Annotated in this window: 22 protein-coding genes; 9 read left to right on the forward strand and 13 right to left on the reverse strand. The window is 36.5% G+C overall.

Annotation, left to right across the window (positions count from 1 at the left end):
• Position 1 precedes the first annotated feature (1 nt).
• Complete coding sequence (locus tag ACJAT0_RS01475) at positions 2–1138, reverse strand: ATP-binding protein (protein ID WP_415180224.1); 1137 nt, start codon at positions 1136–1138, stop codon at positions 2–4.
• Positions 1139–1729: 591 nt separating this feature from the next.
• Here ACJAT0_RS01475 and ACJAT0_RS01480 point away from each other — a divergent pair.
• Positions 1730–2482 carry a UDP-2,3-diacylglucosamine diphosphatase gene (locus tag ACJAT0_RS01480; RefSeq protein ID WP_415180225.1) on the forward strand — a complete coding sequence of 251 codons (753 nt, stop codon included), beginning with the start codon at positions 1730–1732 and terminating at the stop codon, positions 2480–2482.
• Positions 2483–2946: 464 nt separating this feature from the next.
• Positions 2947–3306 carry a hypothetical protein gene (locus ACJAT0_RS01485; protein ID WP_415180226.1) on the forward strand — a complete coding sequence of 120 codons (360 nt, stop codon included), beginning with the start codon at positions 2947–2949 and terminating at the stop codon, positions 3304–3306.
• On the opposite strand, the gene recJ is transcribed toward ACJAT0_RS01485, so the two are convergent.
• On the reverse strand, positions 3303–5000 hold the full coding sequence (recJ, locus tag ACJAT0_RS01490; RefSeq protein WP_415180227.1) for a single-stranded-DNA-specific exonuclease RecJ: 1698 nt from the start codon (positions 4998–5000) through the stop codon (positions 3303–3305). The genes ACJAT0_RS01485 and recJ overlap by 4 nt on opposite strands.
• Before the next feature lie 148 nt (positions 5001–5148).
• On the opposite strand from recJ, the gene ACJAT0_RS01495 reads away from it, so the two are divergent.
• From ACJAT0_RS01495 to ACJAT0_RS01505, 3 genes are all read left to right on the forward strand, one after another.
• Positions 5149–5739 (forward strand): carboxymuconolactone decarboxylase family protein, encoded by a 591-nt coding sequence (locus ACJAT0_RS01495; RefSeq protein WP_415180228.1) that lies wholly within the window; start codon positions 5149–5151, stop codon positions 5737–5739.
• Positions 5740–5897: 158 nt separating this feature from the next.
• Positions 5898–6050, forward strand: coding sequence for a hypothetical protein (locus ACJAT0_RS01500; protein ID WP_415180229.1), 153 nt, complete (start codon positions 5898–5900; stop codon positions 6048–6050).
• The gene (locus ACJAT0_RS01505) at positions 6037–6657 is read left to right on the forward strand and encodes a hypothetical protein (protein WP_415180230.1); all 621 of its coding nucleotides are present in this window, start codon (positions 6037–6039) and stop codon (positions 6655–6657) included. The genes ACJAT0_RS01500 and ACJAT0_RS01505 overlap by 14 nt, the downstream gene beginning before the upstream one ends.
• Positions 6658–6911: 254 nt before the next feature.
• Here ACJAT0_RS01505 and ACJAT0_RS01510 read toward each other — a convergent pair whose 3' ends face one another.
• A complete protein-coding gene (locus tag ACJAT0_RS01510) occupies positions 6912–7715 on the reverse strand; it encodes a hypothetical protein (protein WP_415180231.1) in 804 nt (267 codons plus the stop codon).
• 228 nt (positions 7716–7943) lie between these two features.
• On the opposite strand from ACJAT0_RS01510, the gene recQ reads away from it, so the two are divergent.
• Positions 7944–10106, forward strand: coding sequence for a DNA helicase RecQ (gene recQ, locus ACJAT0_RS01515; protein ID WP_415180232.1), 2163 nt, complete (start codon positions 7944–7946; stop codon positions 10104–10106).
• Positions 10107–10762: 656 nt separating this feature from the next.
• Here recQ and ACJAT0_RS01520 read toward each other — a convergent pair.
• The 3 genes from ACJAT0_RS01520 to ACJAT0_RS01530 all read right to left on the reverse strand — a co-directional run bounded on the left by ACJAT0_RS01520 (position 10763) and on the right by ACJAT0_RS01530 (position 13216).
• Entirely contained in the window at positions 10763–11776 is a 1014-nt protein-coding gene (locus ACJAT0_RS01520) for an acyl-ACP desaturase (protein ID WP_415180233.1), read from the reverse strand.
• A 73-nt stretch (positions 11777–11849) separates the two neighbouring features.
• A complete protein-coding gene (locus tag ACJAT0_RS01525) occupies positions 11850–12593 on the reverse strand; it encodes a lysophospholipid acyltransferase family protein (RefSeq protein ID WP_415180234.1) in 744 nt (247 codons plus the stop codon).
• 212 nt (positions 12594–12805) lie between these two features.
• Positions 12806–13216 (reverse strand): BrxA/BrxB family bacilliredoxin, encoded by a 411-nt coding sequence (locus tag ACJAT0_RS01530; RefSeq protein ID WP_374004272.1) that lies wholly within the window; start codon positions 13214–13216, stop codon positions 12806–12808.
• Positions 13217–13732: 516 nt separating this feature from the next.
• On the opposite strand from ACJAT0_RS01530, the gene ACJAT0_RS01535 reads away from it, so the two are divergent.
• Both ACJAT0_RS01535 and ACJAT0_RS01540 read left to right on the forward strand, forming a co-directional pair.
• Positions 13733–14083 (forward strand): hypothetical protein, encoded by a 351-nt coding sequence (locus ACJAT0_RS01535; protein ID WP_415180235.1) that lies wholly within the window; start codon positions 13733–13735, stop codon positions 14081–14083.
• Positions 14084–14148: 65 nt separating this feature from the next.
• A complete protein-coding gene (locus tag ACJAT0_RS01540; RefSeq protein ID WP_415180236.1) occupies positions 14149–15297 on the forward strand; it encodes a sensor histidine kinase in 1149 nt (382 codons plus the stop codon).
• Between the two features lie 276 nt (positions 15298–15573).
• On the opposite strand, the gene ACJAT0_RS01545 is transcribed toward ACJAT0_RS01540, so the two are convergent.
• A complete protein-coding gene (locus tag ACJAT0_RS01545; RefSeq protein WP_374004235.1) occupies positions 15574–17028 on the reverse strand; it encodes a sensor histidine kinase in 1455 nt (484 codons plus the stop codon).
• 751 nt (positions 17029–17779) lie between these two features.
• On the opposite strand from ACJAT0_RS01545, the gene ACJAT0_RS01550 reads away from it, so the two are divergent.
• Positions 17780–17974 (forward strand): cold-shock protein, encoded by a 195-nt coding sequence (locus ACJAT0_RS01550; RefSeq protein WP_374004234.1) that lies wholly within the window; start codon positions 17780–17782, stop codon positions 17972–17974.
• Between the two features lie 768 nt (positions 17975–18742).
• Here ACJAT0_RS01550 and ACJAT0_RS01555 read toward each other — a convergent pair.
• From ACJAT0_RS01555 to ACJAT0_RS01580, 6 genes are all read right to left on the reverse strand, one after another.
• Complete coding sequence (locus ACJAT0_RS01555) at positions 18743–19267, reverse strand: OmpH family outer membrane protein (RefSeq protein WP_374004233.1); 525 nt, start codon at positions 19265–19267, stop codon at positions 18743–18745.
• Positions 19268–19337: 70 nt separating this feature from the next.
• A complete protein-coding gene (locus ACJAT0_RS01560; protein WP_415180237.1) occupies positions 19338–20228 on the reverse strand; it encodes an OmpH family outer membrane protein in 891 nt (296 codons plus the stop codon).
• A 34-nt stretch (positions 20229–20262) separates the two neighbouring features.
• Complete coding sequence (gene bamA / locus ACJAT0_RS01565) at positions 20263–22842, reverse strand: outer membrane protein assembly factor BamA (RefSeq protein ID WP_415180238.1); 2580 nt, start codon at positions 22840–22842, stop codon at positions 20263–20265.
• Position 22843: 1 nt separating this feature from the next.
• Positions 22844–23578, reverse strand: coding sequence for an isoprenyl transferase (locus tag ACJAT0_RS01570; protein WP_415180239.1), 735 nt, complete (start codon positions 23576–23578; stop codon positions 22844–22846).
• A gap of 2 nt (positions 23579–23580) precedes the next feature.
• Positions 23581–24267, reverse strand: coding sequence for a DUF6089 family protein (locus ACJAT0_RS01575; RefSeq protein WP_415180240.1), 687 nt, complete (start codon positions 24265–24267; stop codon positions 23581–23583).
• An 89-nt stretch (positions 24268–24356) separates the two neighbouring features.
• Entirely contained in the window at positions 24357–25244 is an 888-nt protein-coding gene (locus ACJAT0_RS01580) for an NAD kinase (RefSeq protein ID WP_415180241.1), read from the reverse strand.
• Positions 25245–25267: the final 23 nt, after the last annotated feature.

A 25267-nucleotide genomic window follows, 5' to 3' on the forward strand; every position in this document is an offset into this window, starting at 1 on the left:
ATTATGAATTGTATTTTACTTTGCGCAAAACGCGCAGTGCTTCTTTATATGATTTATCAGTATCTGGATATGTTTTGAGCATTTCTTTATGCGCTTTCATCTTTTCTATGGGCTCCCCTACGTTATTGAACTGGCATATCAACATAGTTTCTGGCAGCTGTCTTAAGTCTATCAAATCTTGTTCTTTCAAATGGACACCGTTTGTAATTTTATATAACACAGACAAATTTGTGTTATAAATATGGTGCAATGTCTTGCGATCATAGTAAGGCGGATTAAACAAAATTTTATTTTCTAATTTATAAGTGCCGTTATGAAAAAAGTTCAACGTCTGACGTTCTAATGGGTGGTACTTTTTTTGATTTCCTATTCCCAATTCCACAAATTCTAATATGCTAAAACTGTCGTCGTCATAAGAAATTTGCACTTCATCCAGTGTGCTGTAGAATAGTCGCACTTGCTCGTTTACCATTTCAATATCTACTCTTGAATAATACTTCTGACCATTTTTAATCTTTACTTTTCCTGACCAACAAATCACAAATTGTTCTTTAAACACTTTATAGTATGTTTCTAACACATCGTTTTTTCGAGACAGAAATTCTATAACACTGTCTAACGTGTGTTCTATATTGTTACTGGCTTGCTTTTCAATTTTTTCCACCAGCTCTGAGTTCACATCTTTGATCTCTACATCGTAGGCTTTGGGCATAGAAATGCTTCCATCTCTAAAAAAAACAGCCCCACCATAATACTTCCAGATATTTTTGCGCAATGCCGTAAGCCCGTTTTGAGCTCTAATAGTTACCAAGCCGACTACTTTACCTGTTTCTAAATGAGGAAAAGCAATATTCTCATACTGAATAAGAGGAGCGTTTGTTAAATAAGCGTTGATTAAATTTTGCAATTTAGAATCATCAAAGAAATCCACACCTACAATGCCATTAACCTCGTCATCTATACCTATGACTATATAACTGTTGTTTTTAGGATTGGTATTAGAAAGGGCACAGATGTGTTTGAGAAACTTAGCCTTTCCTTCTTTGCTGCTTAGATCAATACGCAATTTCTTATCATAAAAACTATTCTCGTCGTTATGCGCCAATAAATTTTTTACCAAAAGCCTTTTGTTGATCATGCGGTCTAAGGTAATGCTAAAGGCAAAATTTAAACTTAAATTTAACTATTTAATCCAACTGCAAAACCCATTTGGTCGCTCTCTCGACTGTGCCGAGATCCTCGCCAAACTGTTTTCCCTTTTAAAAAGGGAAATGCTTTTAAAATTTGGTGTGCGTTTAAAAATTGAAAAACAACGGAGATCTTTTGAGGTAATTTTAGCTTTCTTAAGTCCAGATAGGTTTCCAAGGCGCCTGTCCTGAACTTAATTCCGTCCTCAATGGAGTCTTTTACACGAGGCCAGTTGGAGCGACAGTCGCGCAGGTTTTAATAGCAATAAAATGTGCCCCTCGAGAATAAGTTTTAGCACTTTCCTGTTTTGATCCACTTAGCACCGACAAACTGAATAGCCGTAAAATGAGGCAAACAATAAAAAAGCTGGATGGAGCGGGAGCGCTTCACGGAGTCTGACAGAGTTATAAAACCTAGATGGCAATCATCTATTTAGCTGATTCACATTGTAAAATAGAGCGTTAAATGAATTACAGGGTCCTTTGTGATTTGAAATTTATGATTTGAAATTTTGTTAATTCATCTTCCTATCTTTGCGATTATGCAAATTCCCGAAGGAAAAAAAATATACTTCTCCAGCGATAATCACTTAGGCGCTCCTACTCAAGAATTGAGCAAACCTCGCGAAAAGAAATTCTTAGCTTGGCTAGACCTAGTAAAGGAAGATGCCGCTGCCATATTTCTTTTGGGAGATCTATTTGATTTCTGGTTTGAGTATAAACATGTGGTTCCAAAAAACCAAGTTAGAGTTTTAGGAAAACTTGCCGAAATTGCAGACAGCGGCATTCCTATTTATTTCTTTGTAGGCAATCACGACTTATGGATGTTCGGTTATTTTGAAGAAGAATTGGGAATTCCTGTATATCACAAGCCTCAGACTTTTGAATTTAACGATAAAAAGTTCCTCATAGGACATGGCGATGGCTTAGGTCCTGGCGACAAAGGCTATAAGCGCATGAAGAAAGTGTTTACAAATAAATTCTTTCAATGGTGCTTTCAATGGATACATCCAGACATAGGCATAGGAATTGCAAGACATCTTTCTGTAAAAAATAAATTGATCTCGGGTGAAGATGATGCTCAGTTTCTAGGAGAAGAAAATGAATGGCTGGCTCTATATGCAAAACGCAAACTAGAAACAGAACATTTTGATTATTTCATATTCGGTCACCGCCACTTCCCTATGGAAATTAAAGTAGGAGAAAATTCTACCTATATCAATCTGGGCGATTGGATCACTCAATACAACTATGGCGTTTTTGATGGAGATCAATTTCTACGTATACCATTCTAATTTTTCACCCTTACAACTAAGACTATACGTATCTTTTAACCTTATATCCTCCAATCATTTTGTAATAGTTGCGAATTGTATAGCCACAAACGCATAAAATGATAGTCGGAGTAAATGACCTCTCCAAAAGCTTCTGGATTTTCAATAGCATCAGTCCTGTAGCCTCTGACAGATAACGCAATCCCAAAAGACTGCCAAGCATTCTTACCAAAAATATACCTAAAAAAAGGAACGTCATACCTATCGCCTGACATGTATTAGATGGATAACAAATTAGAAGCGTATCGTCAATGTAAAACGACTTTTCAAAAAACCATGCGACTGGATACATTCCAATAAACAGAGGAAGAACTGACATAAAAGGGAATTATATACTATTTCATAAGAATTATAATTAAGGATGCCACCTTGGAATCGTCGTATCTTTGTTCGGTAATAAATAGTCCAACTTTAAAGTCCCGATAATGAGAAATTCTAATATAAAATCTTTAATTCTTAGCACAGCCATTATTCTAATAAGTTCATTTTCATTTGCTCAAGAAAATACTACTGTAAAAGAGATTTTACCTAATTCACTTGATGAAGTAAGATTAACCGTGAAGAAATCATCTCTTAAACGTACCACTGTCTTTAAAGAAAATAAAAAGCATCTGCGCAAAGCGGTACGGCTAAGTAAAGGCAATATTTATAATTTTAAAGAACAAATTTCTAGAACGGTTCCCTCTTTTATTAACCTGAGTGATACCCATTGGAAACAGCTTTTTGAGGAGTCAAAACTGCTTACGTTTCAAGGGAAAATAGAAGAATTACCTTCTGTTCTTTAAGAGGTTATATCTTTCAGTCGCAATTGAAGCGACACATTTCCTTGCCACTCATTTTCATCGATGGAATAAGCAATATGGAACTTTTTACCATCGGTAATTTGCTCGGCTTTATTTCCCAGATTAAAGCCTATGGCATTAAAGCCATTTTTATCCCCTTTTTTTGAAGCCACTTTAATTTTTAGATGGTCTTCCTTTTTACCTACACATTTGCCGTAACCAGAATCGACTACATTTTCTGTCATAAATACTGGAGTGCTGTTCCCAGGTCCGAATGGTGCCATTTGCTGAAGAATGCGATAAAACTTTGGAGTAATCTGTTCCAATGGAAGTACCGCATCTATCTGAATTTCAGGAGTCAAGTGTTTATTTTGTATCGTGGCACAGACCACTTCTTCAAAACGAGCTTTGAATTTTTCATAATTCTCTGGCAGCAGCGTTAACCCGGCTGCGTACCTATGTCCCCCAAATTGTTCTATATAATCAGCACACTGTTCTAAAGCATTATACACATCAAAGCCTCTAACACTTCGAGCACTAGCGGCGAGTTGATCCCCAGATTTACAAAAGACCAATGTAGGACGGTAATAATTTTCTATCAATCTAGAAGCGACGATTCCTATCACTCCCTTATGCCAGCTAGGGTCATAGACCACACTTGTAAATTTATCTTCTTCTTGATGTGCTATAATCTGTTCTAAGGCTTCTTGGGTTATCGAAGTATCGAGCTCTCTCCTATCGGAGTTATAATTCTCTATGGAAGCAGCAAATTCCTGTGCTTTTTCAAGATCCGTTTCTTTTAATAATTCAACCGCATGAAGTCCGTGTTTCATTCTTCCTGCCGCATTGATACGTGGTGCAATCGTAAAAACAACATCAGTAATCGTAAGCTTTGTTTTATTTAAGTTAGCAATAATAGCTTCAAATCCTGCTCGCGGACTCGTGTTGATCACGTTGAGACCGTGGTAAGCGAGGATTCTATTCTCACCAGTCATCGGTACAATATCTGCTCCTATAGCCGTAGCAACTAGGTCTAGATAAGGAATCAATACCTCAAAATCCCAGTCGTTTGCTATGCAAAGTGCCTGACATAATTTAAAACCTACACCGCAACCACATAATTCATCGTAAGGATAAGAACAATCGGGACGTTTAGGATCTAGAACCGCCACCGCATCGGGTAAATTTTTTCCAGGTCTGTGGTGATCACAAATAATAAAATCGATTCCTTTTTCCTTTGCATAGGCCACTTTATCCACGGCTTTCACACCACAATCCAAAGCTATAATGAGTGAAAAATCGTTATCAGCTGCAAAATCGATTCCTTTATAACTTATTCCATAGCCTTCCCCATAACGGTCAGGAATATAAGTAGAGACACGGTCATAAAAGCTTTCTAAAAAAGTAGACATCAATGCTACACTGGTAGTCCCGTCCACATCATAATCTCCATAGACTAAGATATTTTCATTATTCCCTACCGCTTTCTGAATTCGTTTTACCGCCAGGTCCATATCTTTCATAAGATAAGGATCGTGGAGCTCTTCAAGGTCGGGTCTAAAAAATGCTTTCGCTTCTGCAAACGCCTCCACGCCGCGTTGCACCAATAAACCTGATAGAAAAGGATCAATCCCTAGTTCTTGAGCAAGCTGTTGTTGTTTTTGAGAATCTGGTATGGGTTTGAGAGTCCAGCGCATTTGGTAAAGATAACACCATTTATGAGTTGGCTTTACTGGTATGGAGAGGTAAAAGAGTATCTCCGCATATTGTTTATAAAAACCGATTTAGAGGTGCTGATAAATCTGTTATCTTTAAAATATAAATTAACTTTTCAAAAAACAGACCATGCCATTAGTAACGCCACTAGACGCCAGCCACGATCCAGAAACAGCAGCGCTTGCTGCATTTTTCAATGAAACCTTAGGGTTTTGTCCTAATTCTGTACTGACCATGCAACGACGTCCTGCGATATCCAAAGCTTTTATAAACCTCAATAAAGCCGTAATGGCAAATGAAGGTCGCGTCACCAGCGCATTAAAAAGAATGATTGCCTGGGTTTCTAGCAACGCAACAGGCTGCAGGTACTGCCAGGCACACGCTATAAGAGCTGCAGAACGTTATGGAGCAGCACAAGAACAACTGGACAACATCTGGGAATACCGTACACATCCAGCTTTCAACGAAGCAGAACGCGCTGCCCTTGATTTTTCTCTAGCAGCCAGCCAAGTGCCTAATGGTGTAGATCAAGCCATAAAAGAACGTTTACACGAGCACTGGAATGAAGGAGAGGTAGTAGAAATGCTGGGTGTGATATCTCTTTTCGGATACCTCAACAGATGGAATGATTCTATGGGAACCACATTAGAAGAAGATGCGATTGATAGCGGTGATCAATATTTAGGAAAACATGGCTTTGAGGTTGGGAAGCATGTTTAATTATGTGTATCCATACAAACAATGGTGCTTTACGTTTAACTCTTTCCAGTTCCCAAGCAACAGATCAAAGAGTTATCGATCATTATGTTTATGCAAGCTAGCATTCCATTTCACAAGGGGCAAGTGGTTGGACTTCTACTGATTATTTTGAGTCAGCTTTGGCAAAAAAAGCAGATCAAGCTAAACGAACAAGATGGGCGGAAACTTCTATTCATACTGTAAGAGGTCAAGGAGCAGCAGTTTCTGATGCCTTATCTATAGTTAGGCTTAATTATAATTATATAAAAACTAATCAAAATGATAAAAAATAAACTGATCGTTTTTACAATCTTATTAAGTCTCACCAGTTGTAAAAAGAGTGTTTCACAGATTCAAGATTTTAATCAACAATATGTTAATTGTGTAAATGAAGGTGTAAATGAACTTTTATCTGATGAAAAGAGTAAGCAATATGATGTATTTGATAATATAAACCTATTGATCAATAAACTTAAATCCAATTCAAACAGAGCTATTCCAGATCTTGAAAAAGCTATTGTAAATAGTGACACTCTGATTTATAATAACTATAGAAAGTTAGTTAATGGGGATCATGTTTATATGCAAATGCTTGATTTTAGTGAACGTTATAATTTTATGCAAAATAGTTGTATTCGTTCAAGCTTTGAGAATGAAGTCTTAGATTCTAAATTTGAAACAAAGTTAAATGAGTTACTCAAAATTAATAAAAAATTGTATGAATCAACAGAGGTTTTATTGAGTGATCTAGAGAAATTAAACCTAGTCTTAAATAAAAAAGATAAAATTGAAAATGCTTTATACCATCATTTTTTATTTCTATTTATGGAAAAAAAAATGAATCCTGTTTTAAATGATGTGGCACCAGCTATAATAGTAATTGACCCTAGAGGTAATTAAAAAGTTAGCCTAGTTGATCCCAAGTCGCGCGCGTTTGTATCACGATTGTTTAAACTCAGCCTTTTTAATGCGAATAGGAGCAGAGGAATAAAAAAAGGAAATCTTAGCAATAGCTTTCCTTTTTTTATTGGGATAGAATTAAAGGGGAGCGATATTTTTATTAAAGAAGTCTTTGAACTTCTTTTTAGTTAGAAAAGAGTCTGTCATTTTAAAGATCAAGGCTCTATCCAGCTGCATTACGTTTTAAAAAGTCCTTAGGGTACGTTAACGAGTTCTATTACCTGTTCTATTTTATTATTAATATACTCGATAACAAACTTGCCTTGTTGCATATACCCTACTCCTACAAACTCTGAGGTATGCACGAGATATGCATTGTCATTTTTTATAAGCGCTACACCTATGGGTAAATTATTATCAAAGATTAAAAAGCCTTTGGCACTTCTCATCAAAGCATAACCCTCTTTTGACACAAATTCGTATGGCGTAGTTATTACAGCAGCCTCTGCTACATTTTCCTCAAAATCAGGAGTCTCCTCAGGAACAATATTTGAACTAAGCGAATTCTGAACTGGCTTTTCAACTTCTTTTATTGGCACGCCAGGCGCATCAATTGCTATAGATTTTAAAGGCGTATACTCATAGTTTACCTCTTCCAAAGAAGTCATCGCATCTCTTAAGGCTTCAAAATAAGCTTTTTGATTAGACTTAGTTTTCCCTACTCCTTCTTTTGTTGTGAAAACAGTGGCTCCTATACAGTTCTCTAATCGCAATACGAAGTTTACGCGAAGTGTTCCCGATTTATCAATTTTTAATTGAAGTGCATTACACTCACCACGATTCAAATCTGCGGGTAAAATCTCAGAATTTCTAAAAGCAGTAAAATGGAGTTTTTGAAGCTCAAAAACGACAAGCTCATTCCATCTATACTCGTTTGCTTCCCCTTGAAACTCGTACTGATTATCAACAATGATGTACTTGTAGTTATTCAATGCTTCCTTTTGCGCCATTGCAAAAAGAGTGTTTACTAAAAATAATAAGACGACTACGTTTTTCATAAAGCAAGTGTACTTCAACTATAAAAAATTATTTCAACAATAGGTTATGTAAAGATGTTGTTTATAATCCCGCTTTCGCGAAAGCGGTAAAATACAAAATCCCTTTATAGAACATATACTTTAGAAGCTACTAAATATGTGAATACGGAAGCCAAGTTATAAACAAAACTTCCAAAAAAGACTGTGAAACCCTACCTTTGAGACATACACGCCATTCAAATCAATACCATGAAAAAATTAGAACTCCTCAAAAAATATTTTGGTTACGACAGTTTTCGTCCACTGCAAGAACAAGTCATAGATGATGTTATTGCTGGCAAAGACCTTATGGTGGTCATGCCTACCGGTGGAGGAAAATCCATGTGTTTCCAGTTGCCTTCCCTACTTCTTGACGGCATTACCTTAGTCATATCTCCATTAATCGCCTTGATGAAAGACCAAGTAGATGCGCTGCGAGCTAATGGAATTGCCGCGTCTTATTTTAATAGTTCGCAAGACGCAACACAGCAACAAGAAATGCTGGAAGAATTGCGGTCGGGTAGTTTAAAACTGATTTATGTCGCCCCAGAAAGTATTGGAATGCTCCACAACCACCTGCAAGGAATTCCCGTTTCTTTAATCGCAATAGATGAGGCACATTGTATTTCTACATGGGGACATGATTTTAGACCTGCTTACACACAACTGGCTTATTTTAAAACTAGTTTTCCAGACGCAAATCTCATTGCACTTACAGCGACCGCAGACCGTGCCACAAGAGCTGATATAAAAAAACAACTGGGCATTCAAAATGCACAGGAATATGTCTCCTCTTTTGACCGACCTAATTTGACCTTAGAAGTACGACCAGGAAACAATCGCTTGCAGCAAATGCGGCGTTTTTTACAAAAAAACAAAGACGAATCTGGAATCATTTATTGTTTGAGTAGAAAAACTTGTGAATCCGTAGCCAGTAAAATTACTGCATACGGTTATGACGCAGCAGCCTACCATGCTGGTTTAAGCCATGAAGAACGGGAAAGCGTACAAGAAAAATTCATTAAAGACGACCTTAAAATAGTTTGTGCTACCGTTGCCTTTGGTATGGGAATCGATAAATCAAATGTCCGATTTGTCTTGCATTACAACATGCCTAAAAATATTGAAGGGTACTATCAAGAAATTGGTCGTGCAGGCCGCGATGGTATCGATTCTCATGCGTTGCTGTTTCATAGTTATGCTGACATGATCCAACTGCGCAAGTTTGCTGAAGGAAGCGGAAACTCAGAAGTTCAAATTGCAAAGCTGGAACGCATGAAACAATTTGCTGAAGCCTTAACCTGCAGAAGAAAGATGTTGCTTTCTTACTTTAATGAATATCTAGATGAAGATTGCGGCAACTGTGATGTTTGTTTGAACAAACCAGACTTCTTTGATGCCACTTTATCTGCTCAAAAAGCCTTAAGTGCTGTAGTGCGCACTGGAGAAAAGGCCTCGCTTCATCTATTGATAGATGTATTGCGTGGCGCTCAAAATGCAGCAGTAATAGAAAGTGGCTACCAGCAAATAAAAACTTATGGTGCTGGTAGAGAAATCTCTTGGAACAACTGGCAACAATATATCGTACAAATGATCAATCAAGGGTTGATAGAAATTGCCTTCCATGAATTCAATCATTTAAAGATAACCCCTCAGGGAAAAGAAGTGCTTTTTGAGGGTCGCAAAGTATCGCTTGCCGTCATTCCTAAACCAGAAGAGCTAGCCGCCAAAAAAGCACAACGCACACAGGAAGACTTACCTACTGAAGTGAATCGGGATCTTTATGAAGCCTTGCGTAAAACAAGGTTGCAACTTGCAAATGCTGGCAATCTTGCCCCCTATATGATTTTTAGCGATGCTACCTTAAAAGACATGGCAGCTAGAATACCACTGGACGACAATCAATTTGCAGACATTACTGGGGTAGGAACTCATAAACACGATACGTATGGAGTGCCATTTCTTAGAATGATTGCAGAATTTAAAGAGTCTAGAAAAGAGGCCTTTATCTTCAGAGAAGAAGTGGCCAAACCTAAACGCACTAAAAATAAAGTTTCTGGCCCTAAAAAAGACACCATAATGGAAAGTGTGAAACTGTTTTGGGATGGAAAAACCATCAAAGACATCTCTGAAATAAGAGGCTTTCAACCTTCCACTATTATGGCGCACCTGACTAAAAGGTATGAATCCCATAACGATATCGACTTAGAGAAATTAATCGACGGAAAAGATTACGACCTCATTGCGGAAGATTTTGATAAAATAAAAGACTTTGATAGCCTAAAACCCATCTATGAGCATTTTGAAGGTAAGATAGACTATGGATCACTTCGTATAGGTCTTTCTTTATTAAAAGAAAAAACGGAAGCTTAACAACCGACTTTTTAACTTTATCCTAAGAGGCAGAATTGCATGCAGTTCAAAATTCCCGCTTCCCGAATAAATTTAGACAACACCAACGCCTGGAGTTGGCATATCAAATCTTAACAAAACACTTTATAAAAAGCTCATTCCCTCAGTCCCTTTTAATTTGTTACGGCAAATTCCTGGGATGAAGAAGGTCGGTGCGGTGTTAGAAATAAGACCCAGACTAAATGGATACACAAAGATAAATACCACTCAACCACTCCTGATTGCATCAAAGCAGACGCTGCGAGATCTATCTATCCGGTGGGTTCCTCTCGCAAAAGAAGCTCTTCAGATGCAGGCTTGCTAAACGAGGAGCTTTTTAAAACTGAGAATTAAAAGCACCTTTCCTTATTAAAGGAAAGGTGGGCAAATTGGAGCGCAGCGCACATTTAGTCGGAAAGGTTAAACGATGGTGGAAATGAGACCTGATACTTGTTTCTTACCAAGAGAGCTCTTGGAATGTTTGATTGGCATCAATAAAATTAGATACTGCTTTAGCAGTGGTCCTAAAACACAAAAATCACAAAAAACAGAATTAAATCTGTTTTTGTGATTTTTTGACTTGTAATTTATAAATAGAGCTGACACACTTAATGTAAAAGCTACTAAATATGTCTCCTTTAAACTATAGAACTACCTACCACAGGCTCATTTACCCAACTAAATTTTGCTGATTCTTGTGGGATTTTGATACGTTGTGAAACACGTTCCATACGTGCAGGAAGTTTCATTAAATAATCACGAGCTTTCTCTGCTTCTTCTGTAAGGTGCTTCATGTTTGCGATATCCCATTGTTCGATAAGCTTTTGCATGATCTCTATATAATCTTGAGCGGTATAAACACCTATACGTTGTGCACTGTTTGAAAAATCTTCAAATGCAGCTCCTATGGACTGACCTTGTTCTCTAAGAAACATCGCTGGCATCACAATTTTATGAACCATCATTTCTTTAAAAGCGATCATCATATTACTAGCATCTACCTTAAATATTTCACTTACAAATGTGCTGTAAGCTTTGTAGTGGCGCATCTCATCTCCAGAGATAATGCGACACATTTTAGAAAGCGCTATGTTTCCATAACCACGCGCTAATTTTGCCACACGATTATGAGAAACATAAGTAGCTAATTCCTGAAAACTAGTATAAATAAAGTTTTTATAAGGATCGCGATCGGTACCGATATCAAAACCGTCAGAAATTAGGTGATGAGTGGTTATTTCTATCTGACGCATATTCACACGACCAGATAAGTATAAATATTTATTCAGCGTGTCACCATGGCGATTTTCTTCTCCTGTCCATTGACGTACCCATTTAGACCAACTATTTCCTTTTCCTTCTACTTGATTAATTCCTTCTACATCCATTAACCAAGACTCGTAAGTAGGTAATGCTTCTTCGGTAATCGTATCTCCAACGAGAGCAACCCAGAAATCATAGGGCAGTTCTTTTGCGAGTTCTCTGAGCTCACGTACTTCTTCAAAAAATGTATCTTGTTGTGAATTAGGTAAAAAATCTGTTGGCTGCCAGATTTTATCTGCTGGAATTAAGTATTCGTCCATGAAGGATTCCACTTTGCTTTCCAAGGATTGCATTACCTCAATGCGTATATTTTTAAGGGGCTTATTCATAGCATTATATTGTTTGGTAAATGTAGGGGTTTTGAATTTATTCGCTTTCGCATAAGCGGAATTTTAACTAACTCTAAATCGCCGTAGAAGTGATGCCATTGTGAACCATTTCTTGTGTTTCTAGAATTAACTGGTCCAGATCCCTTCCTTGAATAGAAATAGGTTCATGAATAGTAAGTTTTATTTTATTACCAATCCCGTATGGAAACTTGCCGTACCGATTAACTTTCCAGCTGTTATTTACGGTTACAGGAACTACAATAGCGTCTGGAACATATTTAAAAATAGTCTTTAACCCATTGGTTTGAAATGTTTTAGGGACTCCGTTTTTGCTTCGAGTACCTTCTGCAAAAATAACTACGCTATGCTTTTTATTACAAACGTTTTTAGCAAATTTTATCAAAGCAGTAATCGCTTGTTTGCGATCTTTACGGTCAATAGCGCAATTCTCGCCTATTCTTAGGTTGATTGATATGCTTGGAATTCCTTTTGCCAGCTCTTTTTTAGCAATGAATTTTGCATGATAATCTCTCAGATAATATATCAAAGGTGGAATGTCAAACATGCTTTGGTGGTTACACACAAAGATATAAGACGGTCCTGTTGGTAAATCGGTTTTAAAATTGATGCTAAAAGTGTTGAACAGTGGTAATTGCGATTGCATTAAAAACCAGTTGAGTATATAAACACTTTTACGATGCGCATTGTAACCCCATATCTTGTAAGAAATGATCTGAACAGGATGGAAAATGATCAAGAACAAAAAGAACAGCAATATATGTAGGACTGTTAAAGGATAGGAAATGATTTTTTGCATGATACAAAGATAATTTGTTCCTTTAAATGAAAATAAAAGATTGCGGTAAATCGATATGCATGCATAGTAAAAAGTGCGCGGAGTATAGAAAAAATAGCCGTTCACAGAATACAATAATTATCAGTAATTATTTTAATGCAAAACATTAAAAACCAAAAAAAGTGCTTTAATCCTTAGAAAAAAGCACTTTTTATATTTCTTACTAAAACTAACTAACAGTTCTCGTTATAAGCATCCTTAAGGTTTTCAGCAATCATTTCTGCTGGTCTTCCTTCTATGTGGTGACGCTCTAGCATATGTACTAACTCACCATTTTTGAACAACGCCATACTAGGTGAACTAGGTGGAAAAGGAATCATCGCCGCTCTCGCTGCGTCTACCGCATCACGATCTACTCCTGCAAATACCGTTACTATATGATCTGGCTTGTTTGCATTGTCTAAAGACATTTTTGCTCCTGGACGTGCATTTGCAGCAGCGCAACCACAAACAGAATTTACCACTACGAGGGTAGTTCCTTCTTTGCTTAGTGCTTCTTTTACGTCGTTTCCTGTATATAAATGTTCAAATCCTGCGTTTCCTAAATCGTCACGCATTGGTTGAACTAATTCTGCTGGGTACATAGTTATAAATTTTTACAAAGGTAAAGATTTCTCCTCTTTTATGAAATAGCTGGGCATCATTTAAGTTTATCACAAGAATGGTTTTTTGAATAGTGATTTGAATGTGGTTGTGAAAAATTATAAAATATGTAAAATGAATGATGTGATTTATAGATTGTGCCCTCCTGCAAGTTAATCAAGCTGCATGCAGTAGAAAAAGAGCGCGAAAAAACAATTACGGATCCCTATTCCCAAGATTGCAAAAATTCTTATTTACTCCCTTCGCATTTCAATGATCTGTTATCATTTTAGTACCTCAATCCCTTTAGCAAGCAACGTGAAGCACTATCAGTTTTATAAAATAGAAGCCCTCTATTTAATTACAGAGTTCTCGCTCTATCTTTCCCATCATATAGAGTTCTAGTTCGTATAAATTGGGTTTTGCCTGATGGGTTCTTGATGTTTCAATTTCGATTTCACTACCCATTTGCAAATGTTTAGTATATTTAAAACTTAAGAGATTTAAGTAACAGTATCATGACGCATAGAAAATGTCCCGAATGTAAGGAAGAAGTACGCGGTAGAGCAGATAAAATTTACTGCGGTGACTACTGCCGTAATGTAGCTAACAATAAACTGAATCGAGATAGCAATGCGTTAATGCGCAACATCAATAACAGGTTGCGCAAAAACCACAGAGTTTTACAAGAATTGAATCCAAAAGACAAAAGCAAAGTTTCTAGAAATAAACTACTGGCTGCGGGTTTTGACTTTAATTTCTTCACCAGTATTTACACCACTAAAAAAGGAACCGTATACTACTTTGTATACGATCAAGGCTATTTATCAATGGACGACGACTATTACCTCATCGTTAAAAGAGATTGATCAATAAAAATAAAATACACCCGTTACTATACCCATATAATCATAAAAGAAAACATCGATCTTAAATGAACTTTACTTCAAATAAAAATATTTATAGATGGATTATGATTAGCGCTGCCGTGATCATCACCTCATTAATCTTGTGGAATACTTATAATTTTTTCCAGCAATTAAAAGAGAACGAACGCAGAAACATCAAAGAATTTGGTATTGCTGCCACAGATCTTCAAAACCAACCTCTTAATGCAAATTTAGGAGATTTGGGTATTACAGTAATGGGAAACACAACATCAGTGCCCATGATTGTAGTTAATTATAAAGGTGAGATATCTTCCCGTAACTTACCAGAAGGGATAGAAAGCGACACAACAAAACTTAAAAAGCTTATAGAAGTTTACAAAAAAGAAAATGAGCCCATAGTAACTCTTTTTGAGGAACAACCTTTTATTACGATTTATTATGGAAATAGTGACCTCATCACCAAAACAAAGTATTATCCAATGGCGCTGGTGATTATCATGCTATTGTTCTTTTCTGTAATCTGGTTTTTTTATAGATCTAACAAGGCAGGCGAGCAAAATAAACTCTGGGCAGGAATGGCAAAGGAAAGTGCGCACCAGATAGGAACACCGCTTTCTTCTCTTGTAGGGTGGACTACGATTCTACGCGATACTGATGTAGATCCCTCTTATATTGTAGAAATGGAAAAAGACATCAATCGTCTTAAAATGATTACCGATCGTTTTTCTAAAATAGGCTCTATTCCTAAGTTGACAGAATTAGATGTTGTACACCAAACGAGACAGGCCGTAGATTATATAGCTAACAGATCTTCAAAATTAATAATATTTGAAATTGATCTTCCTGATCAACCCATCCAAGTAAAACTTAATGAACCGCTGTTTGAATGGGTAATAGAAAACTTGATCAAAAATGGAATCGATGCCATGAAAGGAAAAGGAACTATCTCTGTTTATCTAAAAGCAGATGTTTACAATGTCTTTATACAGATAAAAGATACTGGTAAAGGAATTCCAAAAAGCCAATGGAATCAAATTTTTAAACCTGGTTTTACCACGAAGAAACGCGGTTGGGGTTTAGGTCTTTCTCTAGCTAAACGTATTATCAAAGATTATCACAATGGTAAAATACGTGTCATGGAAAGTAAAAAAGATCAAGGAACAACCTTTGAAATTACACTGAATAAGGCATAGAAACCCAACCGAATCATAAAAATAGTAAAAGAACTGATCACCGAAAACGGACCGTTTTGTGATACACGCATCCCTATTGATCAACAAAGCTATAGGCACAAAAAAAAGCCCTTAAAAACTAGTTAGACAAATTTTTACTTCTGTAAATGCAGAGATTACAAGAGAGGAGAAATCCATACGGTTTAAAGAAACGGTGCTCGTAAATTTTTAAAAAGCTGTTAAAAAGCTTACAACATACATTTGTGATGATCTTAGAAATTACCGTAAACGAATAGGTCAACTTCTTGGCAAAGTAACAGTGAAAATCGTTCCTTCCCCATAGATAGTTTTCATATCGATAGATCCTTTAAAGTTCTCTACAATTTGTTTTACCATAGCCAGACCTAAACCCATTCCACTATTTTTAGTAGTGAACTTAGGTTCAAAAATTTTCTTTTCATTCTTTGAATGTATTCCAGTTCCTTTATCTGAAACGGTTAAGTAAATTTTATAATTATCGTGTTTAACAGAAACGACAATTGTATTTTCCCGATCTGGATGACTTGCCTGAATCGCATTTTTAACCAGATTAGTAACGACGCGTATCAACTGGGTTCTATCAAATACTGCTTTTAAAGAAGTTGTGTCTTCCCTGTAATGAATGTTTGATTCATTAAAAATATCAAGTGCTAATTGTGTTACCATGCACACGTCTGTCTCCTCATTTTTTTGAGCTGGCATGGTAGCATAGGTAGAGAAGGCACTTGCTATGTTACTCATTATATCAATTTGCTCAATCAACGAATTGGAATATTCATTGAGTTTTTCTTTAGAATCAAGACCTGCTGGATCAAATCTTCTTTGAAAACTTTGCACGGTGAGTCGCATAGGTGTCAATGGGTTTTTAATCTCATGCGCCACCTGTTTTGCCATTTCTCTCCATGCTTGTTCTCGCTCACTTCTAGCCAGTTTTACGGCGCTTTCTTCTAGTTCATCTACCATTTTATTGTACGACTCAACTAACGTATTGATTTCTTCGGTTCCTTGATGATCTACTTCTAGTTTGCGATTGCGTTTTGAAATATCTAACTCCTTTAAATTATCAGATATGTTCCTAATAGACCTAGTGATATATCTAGCAAGGAAATAACCAAGGACAATAGAAATACAAAACATCAATGCATATACCAGTGCAAGCCTTTTTAAAAACTCTTCCAATTCATAGCTCATAAAATCATCATTCTCTATATAAGGAAGGTTGAGAATAGCAATGTTCTTGAACTGATTATCTGTGAGATAAGAATAACTAGAACGGTAGCTTTGCCCGTCGATTTCAAATTCTCTTACATAACGACCATCATCAGAGTTTCTTAACTTGTTTAAAATTGGACCAGAAATCTGACTGTGAATGCTGTCGGTCACAAATTGTGCTTTTGAGCTTTTTCTTAATTTGCCCTGTAAATCGTGCATATAAATAGGCATTCCGTGTACGGCACTTAATCCATAAATCTCATCTCTGAATATATTGCTAAGGTTTTCTGTAATAACTTCAAAGTCTGTTTTTTCTAGAACATAGGAAATATCTTCTTTGATAGCCTGCTCTTTCCGTAAAAGTCTCTTCTCATGATAATCTTTTGCTTGTTCTTTGAATTGATAAATGGACATTCCAGCAATCAACACACTGGCGATAATTGTGAGCACCATCATGGAGAAAAAGATGCGATTCCTAAGGCTATTTGTATATAATCTCATTAAAGTAAAAATAACAATAATTGAGCCAGTTGTAATTTAAAACGCTACTATAAAATTTAAGTGAGGTTTTTGTTCCGCTTTCGCTTTAAGCTACTGAGTATATCATTCTATTTTAAAAAAGAAAAGAGAAAGCAAGACGAGTACCCCATATCCTAATATACCCATTAACTGCCTGCTCCATGTTTAGGTAAAACTTTACTCTGACAAAACAGCCCTTTAGAGCAAGAATGTAATGGTATAGGAATTCTAAATGTTGACCCTCAAAAAAATACAACAATTTACAAACTACGTCTCAAAGTTTAAAGTCCTTGTTATCTTACTGAGGCAAATTGCCTCGGGAAAACTTGCGACATTACCACACGGTAAGTACCCTTTTTTTCTTTCTCTATAACTTAGATAATGGTTCTACGGCACATAGCCTGAAGAGCGATTCTTTAACGTAAGGCGTTTATTAAAATAATATAATATTAGAACGTTTTAAGGATTTATGTAATTGACCTCATTTACTAAATGTTGGTGACCGATGCCTAACTAATGAAATTAAAGAACCACACTACAACCGAAAATTTTCTCCCCTAAAACCGAAAGGTTGTGGTTACTTTAAGACCTATTAGAAATCTATAGCAGTAAAAAACTAAAATATATCTCGATGTAAGTACCCTACTCAGCTGTTTTTAAAGCAATTTCAATCTTAACAATTTAGAAACATTAAAGTATTTACTTTTGTACTCTAATTATTTCAACTTACATCATGAAACAAGGAACTGTAAAATTTTACAACGAGTCTAAAGGATTTGGATTTATCACCGAAGAAGGAACTAACCAAGAATGCTTCGTGCATGTTACTGGAATTATCGATGAGATAAGAGAGGGCGATCAAGTAGAATACGAAGAAACAGAAGGTAAAAAGGGAATAAACGCTGTTAACGTAAGAGTGGTTCAATAACCTTTATTATTTTATTTATCACTCCTTAAACCCCATTTCCTATTATTGAAATGGGGTTTTTAGTTAAAGATCGCATGATGAATATAAACAAGCTGTTAAACAAAGATGGCAGCTCCCATGCTCCTAGTTTATTTATATGTGCTACACTTTTGCAGCGTCTTCAATATTCTTGAGATACCTGTTTAGTGCTATACCCACAGTCATGCCTTTTATGTAGATTACAGGTATTCTCAAAACGTATAGATGTTCAGATTTTTTTGCCTTTCCAATCTACTTCTTCTGTGTTAAAATTATAAACCAAAACTACCGTTACAATTCACCTTTTTTGAAGAAAGAGAAAAATAAAATTCAAAATAATCTGCATCCATTGACGGTATTATTGGTGTTTAACCATAGAGCAGATTGAGGTATACCGTTCTAGTCCCTTGAAAATATGAATAGACTTTGAATATTCATGAGCAACCCTCAGCAATTTGAACACGGCAAGACGGTGACTCATAGCTGATTTAAATCTACTTTTTTCCGTAAAAAAGCACCCCATACCGTCAAGATTAAAGTATTTCTATACAGCCACACGATAGAAGTAAATCAGATATGAAGGTTATTCTAAAGCACCTTTTAAATGACCACTCCACAGGATACAGAAATACAACCGACCATCAAAAATAAAAAAGGGCGGAGTTCACTTCCTAGAATCTGAATTTATCACAAAAAAAACCGTCTAGGTAGAACCCAGACGGTTTTTTACACGACTTATTTGATGTTCAATTACTTAATACCTAAGTCTGCTTTTACAGCTGTAGTGAGGTCATAACCATCTGCCATGATAATCCCAGTTCCTGTGGTAGAATCTAGTACGTAATCAAAGCCTTTTGCACGAGCTACTTTGAATATAGATTCTCTTACTTGTTTATAAAGAGGCTTTAACAGGTCTGTTCTTTTCTGCCCCATCGCTTTTTGAGAGTTTTGATAGTATTCTTCTAGCTTTTTCTGTCCTTCAGCGAGCTCTGCAAGTACTCTTTCGTTCTCTTCCTGAGTTCTTTGAGGAGCTGCTTCTTGTGCTGTCTGGTACCTAGTTTTCAATTCTTTGTCCATTGCTGTCAACTTCGTTTCATACGTTTTTGCAAGATTCCTCAACTGCTTATCAGCAGCTATGGCGCTGGGCATGGATTCCACGAGCTCTTGAGAAGCTACGTGACATACCTTTGTGGGCTGAGCATCTTGTGCCTGACCTATGTTGATTCCTGCAAATATGAATGCGATTACTGCTATTAGGGTTTTTACTTGTTTCATTTTTTTATTAGTTGTTATCAATTTTTATTCAAAGGTATTTAAGCGATTGCAAATATAAGAAGTTCCTATATTATTCTCCGCCTGGTGGTGTTTTCTTATTCTTCTCCGCATTTCTGGCGTCTATTTCTGCTTGCTTCTTTTCTCTAGCAGTTGCTCTTACCTGAAGAATACTATCTTTCTTGCGATTGCGGTCTTCCGTCATTTTGTCTCTGCGTTCTTTGTAGGCGGCAACTTTTGCTGCTCTTACAGAGTCCCGTTGCATTCTTTGCCTGTTCCGAACTGCATCACGATCAGTGATGGCTTGCTGCACTTCTTCCTTTCTATCTTCTTTAGCCTGTTCTTTTTGTTCTTCCTGCTCTGCCTCTTTTACAGATAAATAGGGCTCATTATCATCAGAATTGTTTTTATCTGCTTGCCTTTTTACAGCTGCTTTTTTCTTCCCAGTTCTTCCTATAGCTCTAAGGATTTGATCACTTAAATCGTGGCGTTCGGCGCTGTAAAGCATAGCAACTTCAGAACTATCGACTATATAGTCGTATTTTTTCTGACTTCCTATTTTTTGAACCTCATTAAAAACTTGGTCTTGTACCGGCTGGATCAATTGTTGTTTTTGTAAAAGAAAATCACCTTGAGCTCCAAATCTTTTTTGCTGGTAGACTGCCAGATCTTGCTCTTTCAATGCGATATCTTCTTCTTTCTCTTCAATCAGTTCTTTTGTAAGCAGTACTTTCTCGTTTTGAAGAGATCCTTTCATCATTGAAATTTCATTTGCCATTTTATCAATCTCCAATTTCCACTTTTGCATCTTCTGCTCCAGTTGCTTGGATGCTTCTTGATATTCTGGCACACTTTCAAGGATAAACTCCATATCTACGTAACCTACTCTTATTCCTCTTTGCGCTTTCGCGAAAGCGAGGCTAAGAAAAGCTGCTACACTGATAATTAGTATCTTATTTTTCATGAGTTTACTATTTAAAGATATAATCGTGCCACCATTAAAACTGCTGACCAATTATAAAGTGAACATTCCAACCACTAGGATCATTAGTCAAAGCATTAGGGACACTATCAAAACCATAACCAAAATCCACTCCTAAAAGACCGAATGCTGGCATAAATATACGCAATCCAGCGCCAGCAGACCGTTGAACGTCAAAAGGATTGTAACTTCTAAAGGTTTCATAAGAACCTGCTGCTTCAGCAAATGTCAATACATATATGGAAGCTGCCTGCTCTAAAGAGATGGGATAACGCAGCTCCAGTGAGAATTTATTATAAACGGTATCACCATCTGCACTGTTTGTAAGAGCACTGTTATCATAACCACGCATTCTAATGATATCACGGCCATCTAGAGAAAATGCCCCTAATCCGTCTCCACCTACAAAAAAGCGCTCAAAAGGAACTAGACCGCGATCATTATTGTAAGCCCCTAAAAAACCAAATTCTGTTTTTGTCTGTAAAATCAACTTTTCATACAATTGAGTATACCAAGTACCGTCAAATTTAATTTTATAAAATTCAAGGAATTTAAATTTCTCTTGATCTATTTTCCCTTGATCGGCAATACCGTTGGTTTGAAAGTTTGGATCATCTTCCAGATTTGCATAATCCACACCATTCCACATGGAATAGGGAAGTGTCATTTTTGCTGTTAATGAGAAAGAAGAACCATATGTTGGGAAAATAGGATTCACTCCTACGTTATTACGACTTAACCCTACTGTATATGCTAAGTTATTTGAAAATCCATTTGGAAAGTTAAACAAATTAGTCTGGTAATTTTTCAAATTAAAATGCTGGTAAGAAATTGCTTGAGAAAACTGGAAATACTGATCTGGCCATTCAAGTCTTTTGGCAATTCCTATGGTACCACCCGTAATTAAAAATCTCTGATTTCTATCTACTTCCCTAAAATTTTGCTGATTTACACGGTATTGTTCACTATGTGAAAAGGACACATTAAAGGATACTGGTTTTTTACCTCCTAACCAAGGCTCTGTAAAATTCAAACTATAGGTTCTAAAAATAGTACTGGCTTGTGCTCTTACAGCAACGGTTTGCCCGTCTCCCATGGGAACTGGCTGATAGGCTTTACCATTGAACAAGTTACGTAAAGAGAAGTTGTTGAATCGCAATCCTAGTGTTCCTACAAAACCACCACCCCCATAACCTCCTTGAAGCTCTATCTGACTAGCCCCTGCTTCCACGAGTTCATAATCCACATCTACCGTTCCCTCTTCCTGATTTACATTAGTCAATTGCGGATTGATTTTTTGCGCATCAAAGAAGCCTAACTGCCCAACTTCACGAATGGAATTGATAATCTTTTGGCGGGAATATTTTTCTCCTGGAGAGGTTCTTATTGCTCTGTAAATGACGTGATCGTTTGTTCTGGTATTACCACTCACGCTTATGTTATTAAAATAAGCCTCTTTACCTTCTACAATTCTAATTTCAAAGTCAATAGTATCGTTTTGCACTCGTGTCTCTACGGCATTTACATTTGAAAAAAGGTAACCGCTATTTTGATATAAATTAGTTAAATCTTCAGAATCTGGATCTTCTGGATTGCTTATGCGTTTGTCAAATGCCACACCGTTATATACATCTCCGTTTTCAATTTTCAACAGTCTCTTAAGTTGCTCATCTGTATAAACTGTGTTTCCTATGAACTTGATATTTCCAAAATAATATTTCCTTCCTTCCTCCACTTGGATATTAAGAGCTATAGTTTTTTCATTTTCTCTAATTAACGTATCAGAAAGGATGCGAGCATCTCGATACCCACTTTCTTTATAATTATCTATTACAGAGACTAAATCTACTTGGAAATCTTCTTCTACATACTTAGATCTTTTAAGAAGACTATAAAACCGCTTCTTTTTGGTATTCGACATAGATCCACGGAGCTGCTTATTAGAAAGCTTTTCATTACCAGTAAATATGATATCAGAAATTTTAACTTTTTTACCTCTATCAATATCGATTTTCATGTTAACGATATTCTTGCCAGTAGTATCTTGTACGATGCGAGTTTTAACTTTAGCATCTGCAAAAAGGAATCCTTTTTTTCTATACTTATCTTCTATAAAAGATCGTGTAGTTGTGACTAAGTTTTCTGTAGCTTTACGTCCTTTTGTAAGTTGTAATTCTTCTTTAAGGTCTTTTGTTTTGCCTTTGCGTAAGCCTTCGATAGTAACATCATTTAGATTAGGCACCTCTATAATATTGATTTCAAGATTAATAGTATCTATGATATCATCTTCTGGATCTCCTATAATGTCTGTAGCAAAAATTCTAATATCACTAAACAGCTTCAAATCCCACATTTTCTTGACCACCTGACTTATCCTCTCTCCTGGAACAAATACTTCTTCTCCCTTGCGAAGTCCGGTAAATGCAACAACGGTATTCTCGTTGTATGTCTGACTTCCAGTAACCGTAATCTCACCTATTTTATATTTAGTGGCATCACCTATAGCAAGGTCTCCTCTTTTTTCTTGAGCGTAACATGCTGCACTTAGACATAGGCACATCACAAATAGTATCGAGTTTACTAACTTTCTTGTCATTCTATAATTGTTCACTTGTTTTACCAAACCTTCTTTCTCTATCTTGATAATTATGTATTGCTTCTACCAGGTGTTCTTTTCTAAAATCTGGCCATAGCACCTCTGTAAAATATAATTCAGCATAAGCAATTTGCCATAAAAGAAAATTGCTTATCCGTTGTTCCCCACTGGTTCGTATTAATAAATCTACATCTGGCATATAGCTCGTATATAGGTGCTTATTAATTACTTCCGTATCAATTTGATCTATTTCCAATGTGCCTTCCTTGACCTGACTGGCAATATTTTTAATCACCGTAATTAACTCTTCTCTAGAACCATAACTCAGTGCTAGAGTTAAATTCATTCTACTATTGTCTTTGGTCGCATCAATCACTTCGTCTAATTCCTTTTGAGCTTTTCTAGGCAACAAGTTTAAGTTCCCTACAGCCTTTAAGGAGATATTATTATTCTGTAATGTTGGAAGTTCTTTTTTAAGGCTAGAAACCAATAATCTCATTAAAGTATCTACTTCTAGCTTCGGTCTTTTCCAGTTTTCTGTGCTAAAAGCATATAGTGTTAAATGCTTCACTCCTAATTCTGCACAAGTTTCCACCGTCTGTCGAACTGCTTTAGCTCCTTTTTCATGACCGCGTACTCGCATCAAACCTTGCTTCTTTGCCCACCTGCCGTTACCGTCCATGATAACTGCCACGTGTTTAGGAATTCTAGTACGGTCGAGTAGTTCTTGTTCCATACTTAAAAATTACAATAACAACGTTTACGGCCAAATGTATAAGAAAGTGTCACACCGCTAAAAATATACCAGTCTTTGTTATTTATATTGCCAAATTTCAAACTGTCAACGTCCATATCACCATTTGGATTACTTCCATCCAGATTATCCGTAAATGTATATCGGGCACCAATCTCTGCGGCGAGAATCAATTTAGGGGTTACATTAGCCTTAACTCCAAATATAATTGGAATTGCAATATTGATTGATTTATCGTATTCTTCCAACTCATTAGTGTTATTTAGTGCAAACGAACTGTATTGTAAAGCGATAAGACCCGTGTATAAATATGGTACCACTTGAGGCCGCCCAGAATACAGTTCCCAATCCCAAAAATTATACTCTATACCCAAACTTGCTTCTAATAAAGAATAGTTGTATTTCAAACCTCTGAGATCCCTGGAAACGTCATCGCTATCATTATCGTCTCCTACCATGTTTGCCGAGATAATACTAGCCCTAAAACTATGTCTAGAGCTGCGGTTCCATTTAAAGATACCACCTATAGCAACATCATTAAACTGGATGTATTGTGTACTTCCTACATCACCTACAACATTTGAGGTACCTGCAAAAATACCAACCTCATAGGTTTGTGCTCTCGCAAAAGCGAAACTGAGTAAAATAATAAAAATAAGTAATGATCGCATGAAAATTTTAAAACGTGCAAATATAACAATTCTCTTTACCCAGCATGAATTTTACCTGCTGGATTCTATTATTGAAAACAAGGTTTGGTTCATTTTATTGTCTTATTGCGCCTATCTTCTCCCCATAATAGCTTTTCTCTTATTGTTTTGATAAAACTTTGCCCTTTCAACTCTATCAGATCGATTGTAAAATCTGCCTTTTTAAGGGTAAGGACCGTTTCATTAGGAAAAGAGGCACTGCGATTATCTAAAGAAGCGAGAAACGCTTCTTCTCTTCCACTTACCTTGATTTTAATCTCTGTATGATCTGGAATAACTAAGGGCCTTGCATTTAAGTTATGAGGTGCAATCGGTGTAATAACAAATGCCTCAGTATCTGGGGAAATCACGGGGCCGCCGCAACTCAAACTATAACCCGTAGATCCAGTAGGTGTAGAGATAATTAAACCATCTGCCCAGTAAACTGTTAAAAGCTCGTTGTTTAGTTTCGTCTCGATCTGAATCATGCTCGTCGTGTTCATGCGACTTACCGTAACCTCATTAAGGGCAAAATTATGAGGGCCAAGATAGCTCTCTTCCTGAGAAGACATTAATGTAATTAACTTCCGCTTACTCAATGTATAAGCTCCCTTATGTAAGGCTTCTACCGCTTCGAGCAGTTGATTTTTAGGCAAGGTAGCTAGAAAACCCAGCCTACCTGTATTAATGCCTATAACAGGAATACCCACTTTTCCTATATGCGCAACAGCTCTTAAAACTGTTCCATCTCCACCTATACTTATGAGTATATCATAAGACGTATCCAGCACATCAAAAGATGGAAGATCTTGAGCAACATTATTTTGCTTCAATAAAACATGAAAATTAGACTCGACTAGAACTTCACAGTTCTTATTTTTAAGAAGCGTAATCAGCTCTTTGCATATGTCTAAAGCGTCGTCGTGCAAGTATCTGCCGTAAATAGCAACTTTTTTCATCTACATGTTTAGGTATTTATTCA

This window comes from Nonlabens sp. (genome assembly GCF_047636915.1).
Classification (GTDB): Bacteria; Bacteroidota; Bacteroidia; order Flavobacteriales; family Flavobacteriaceae; genus Nonlabens.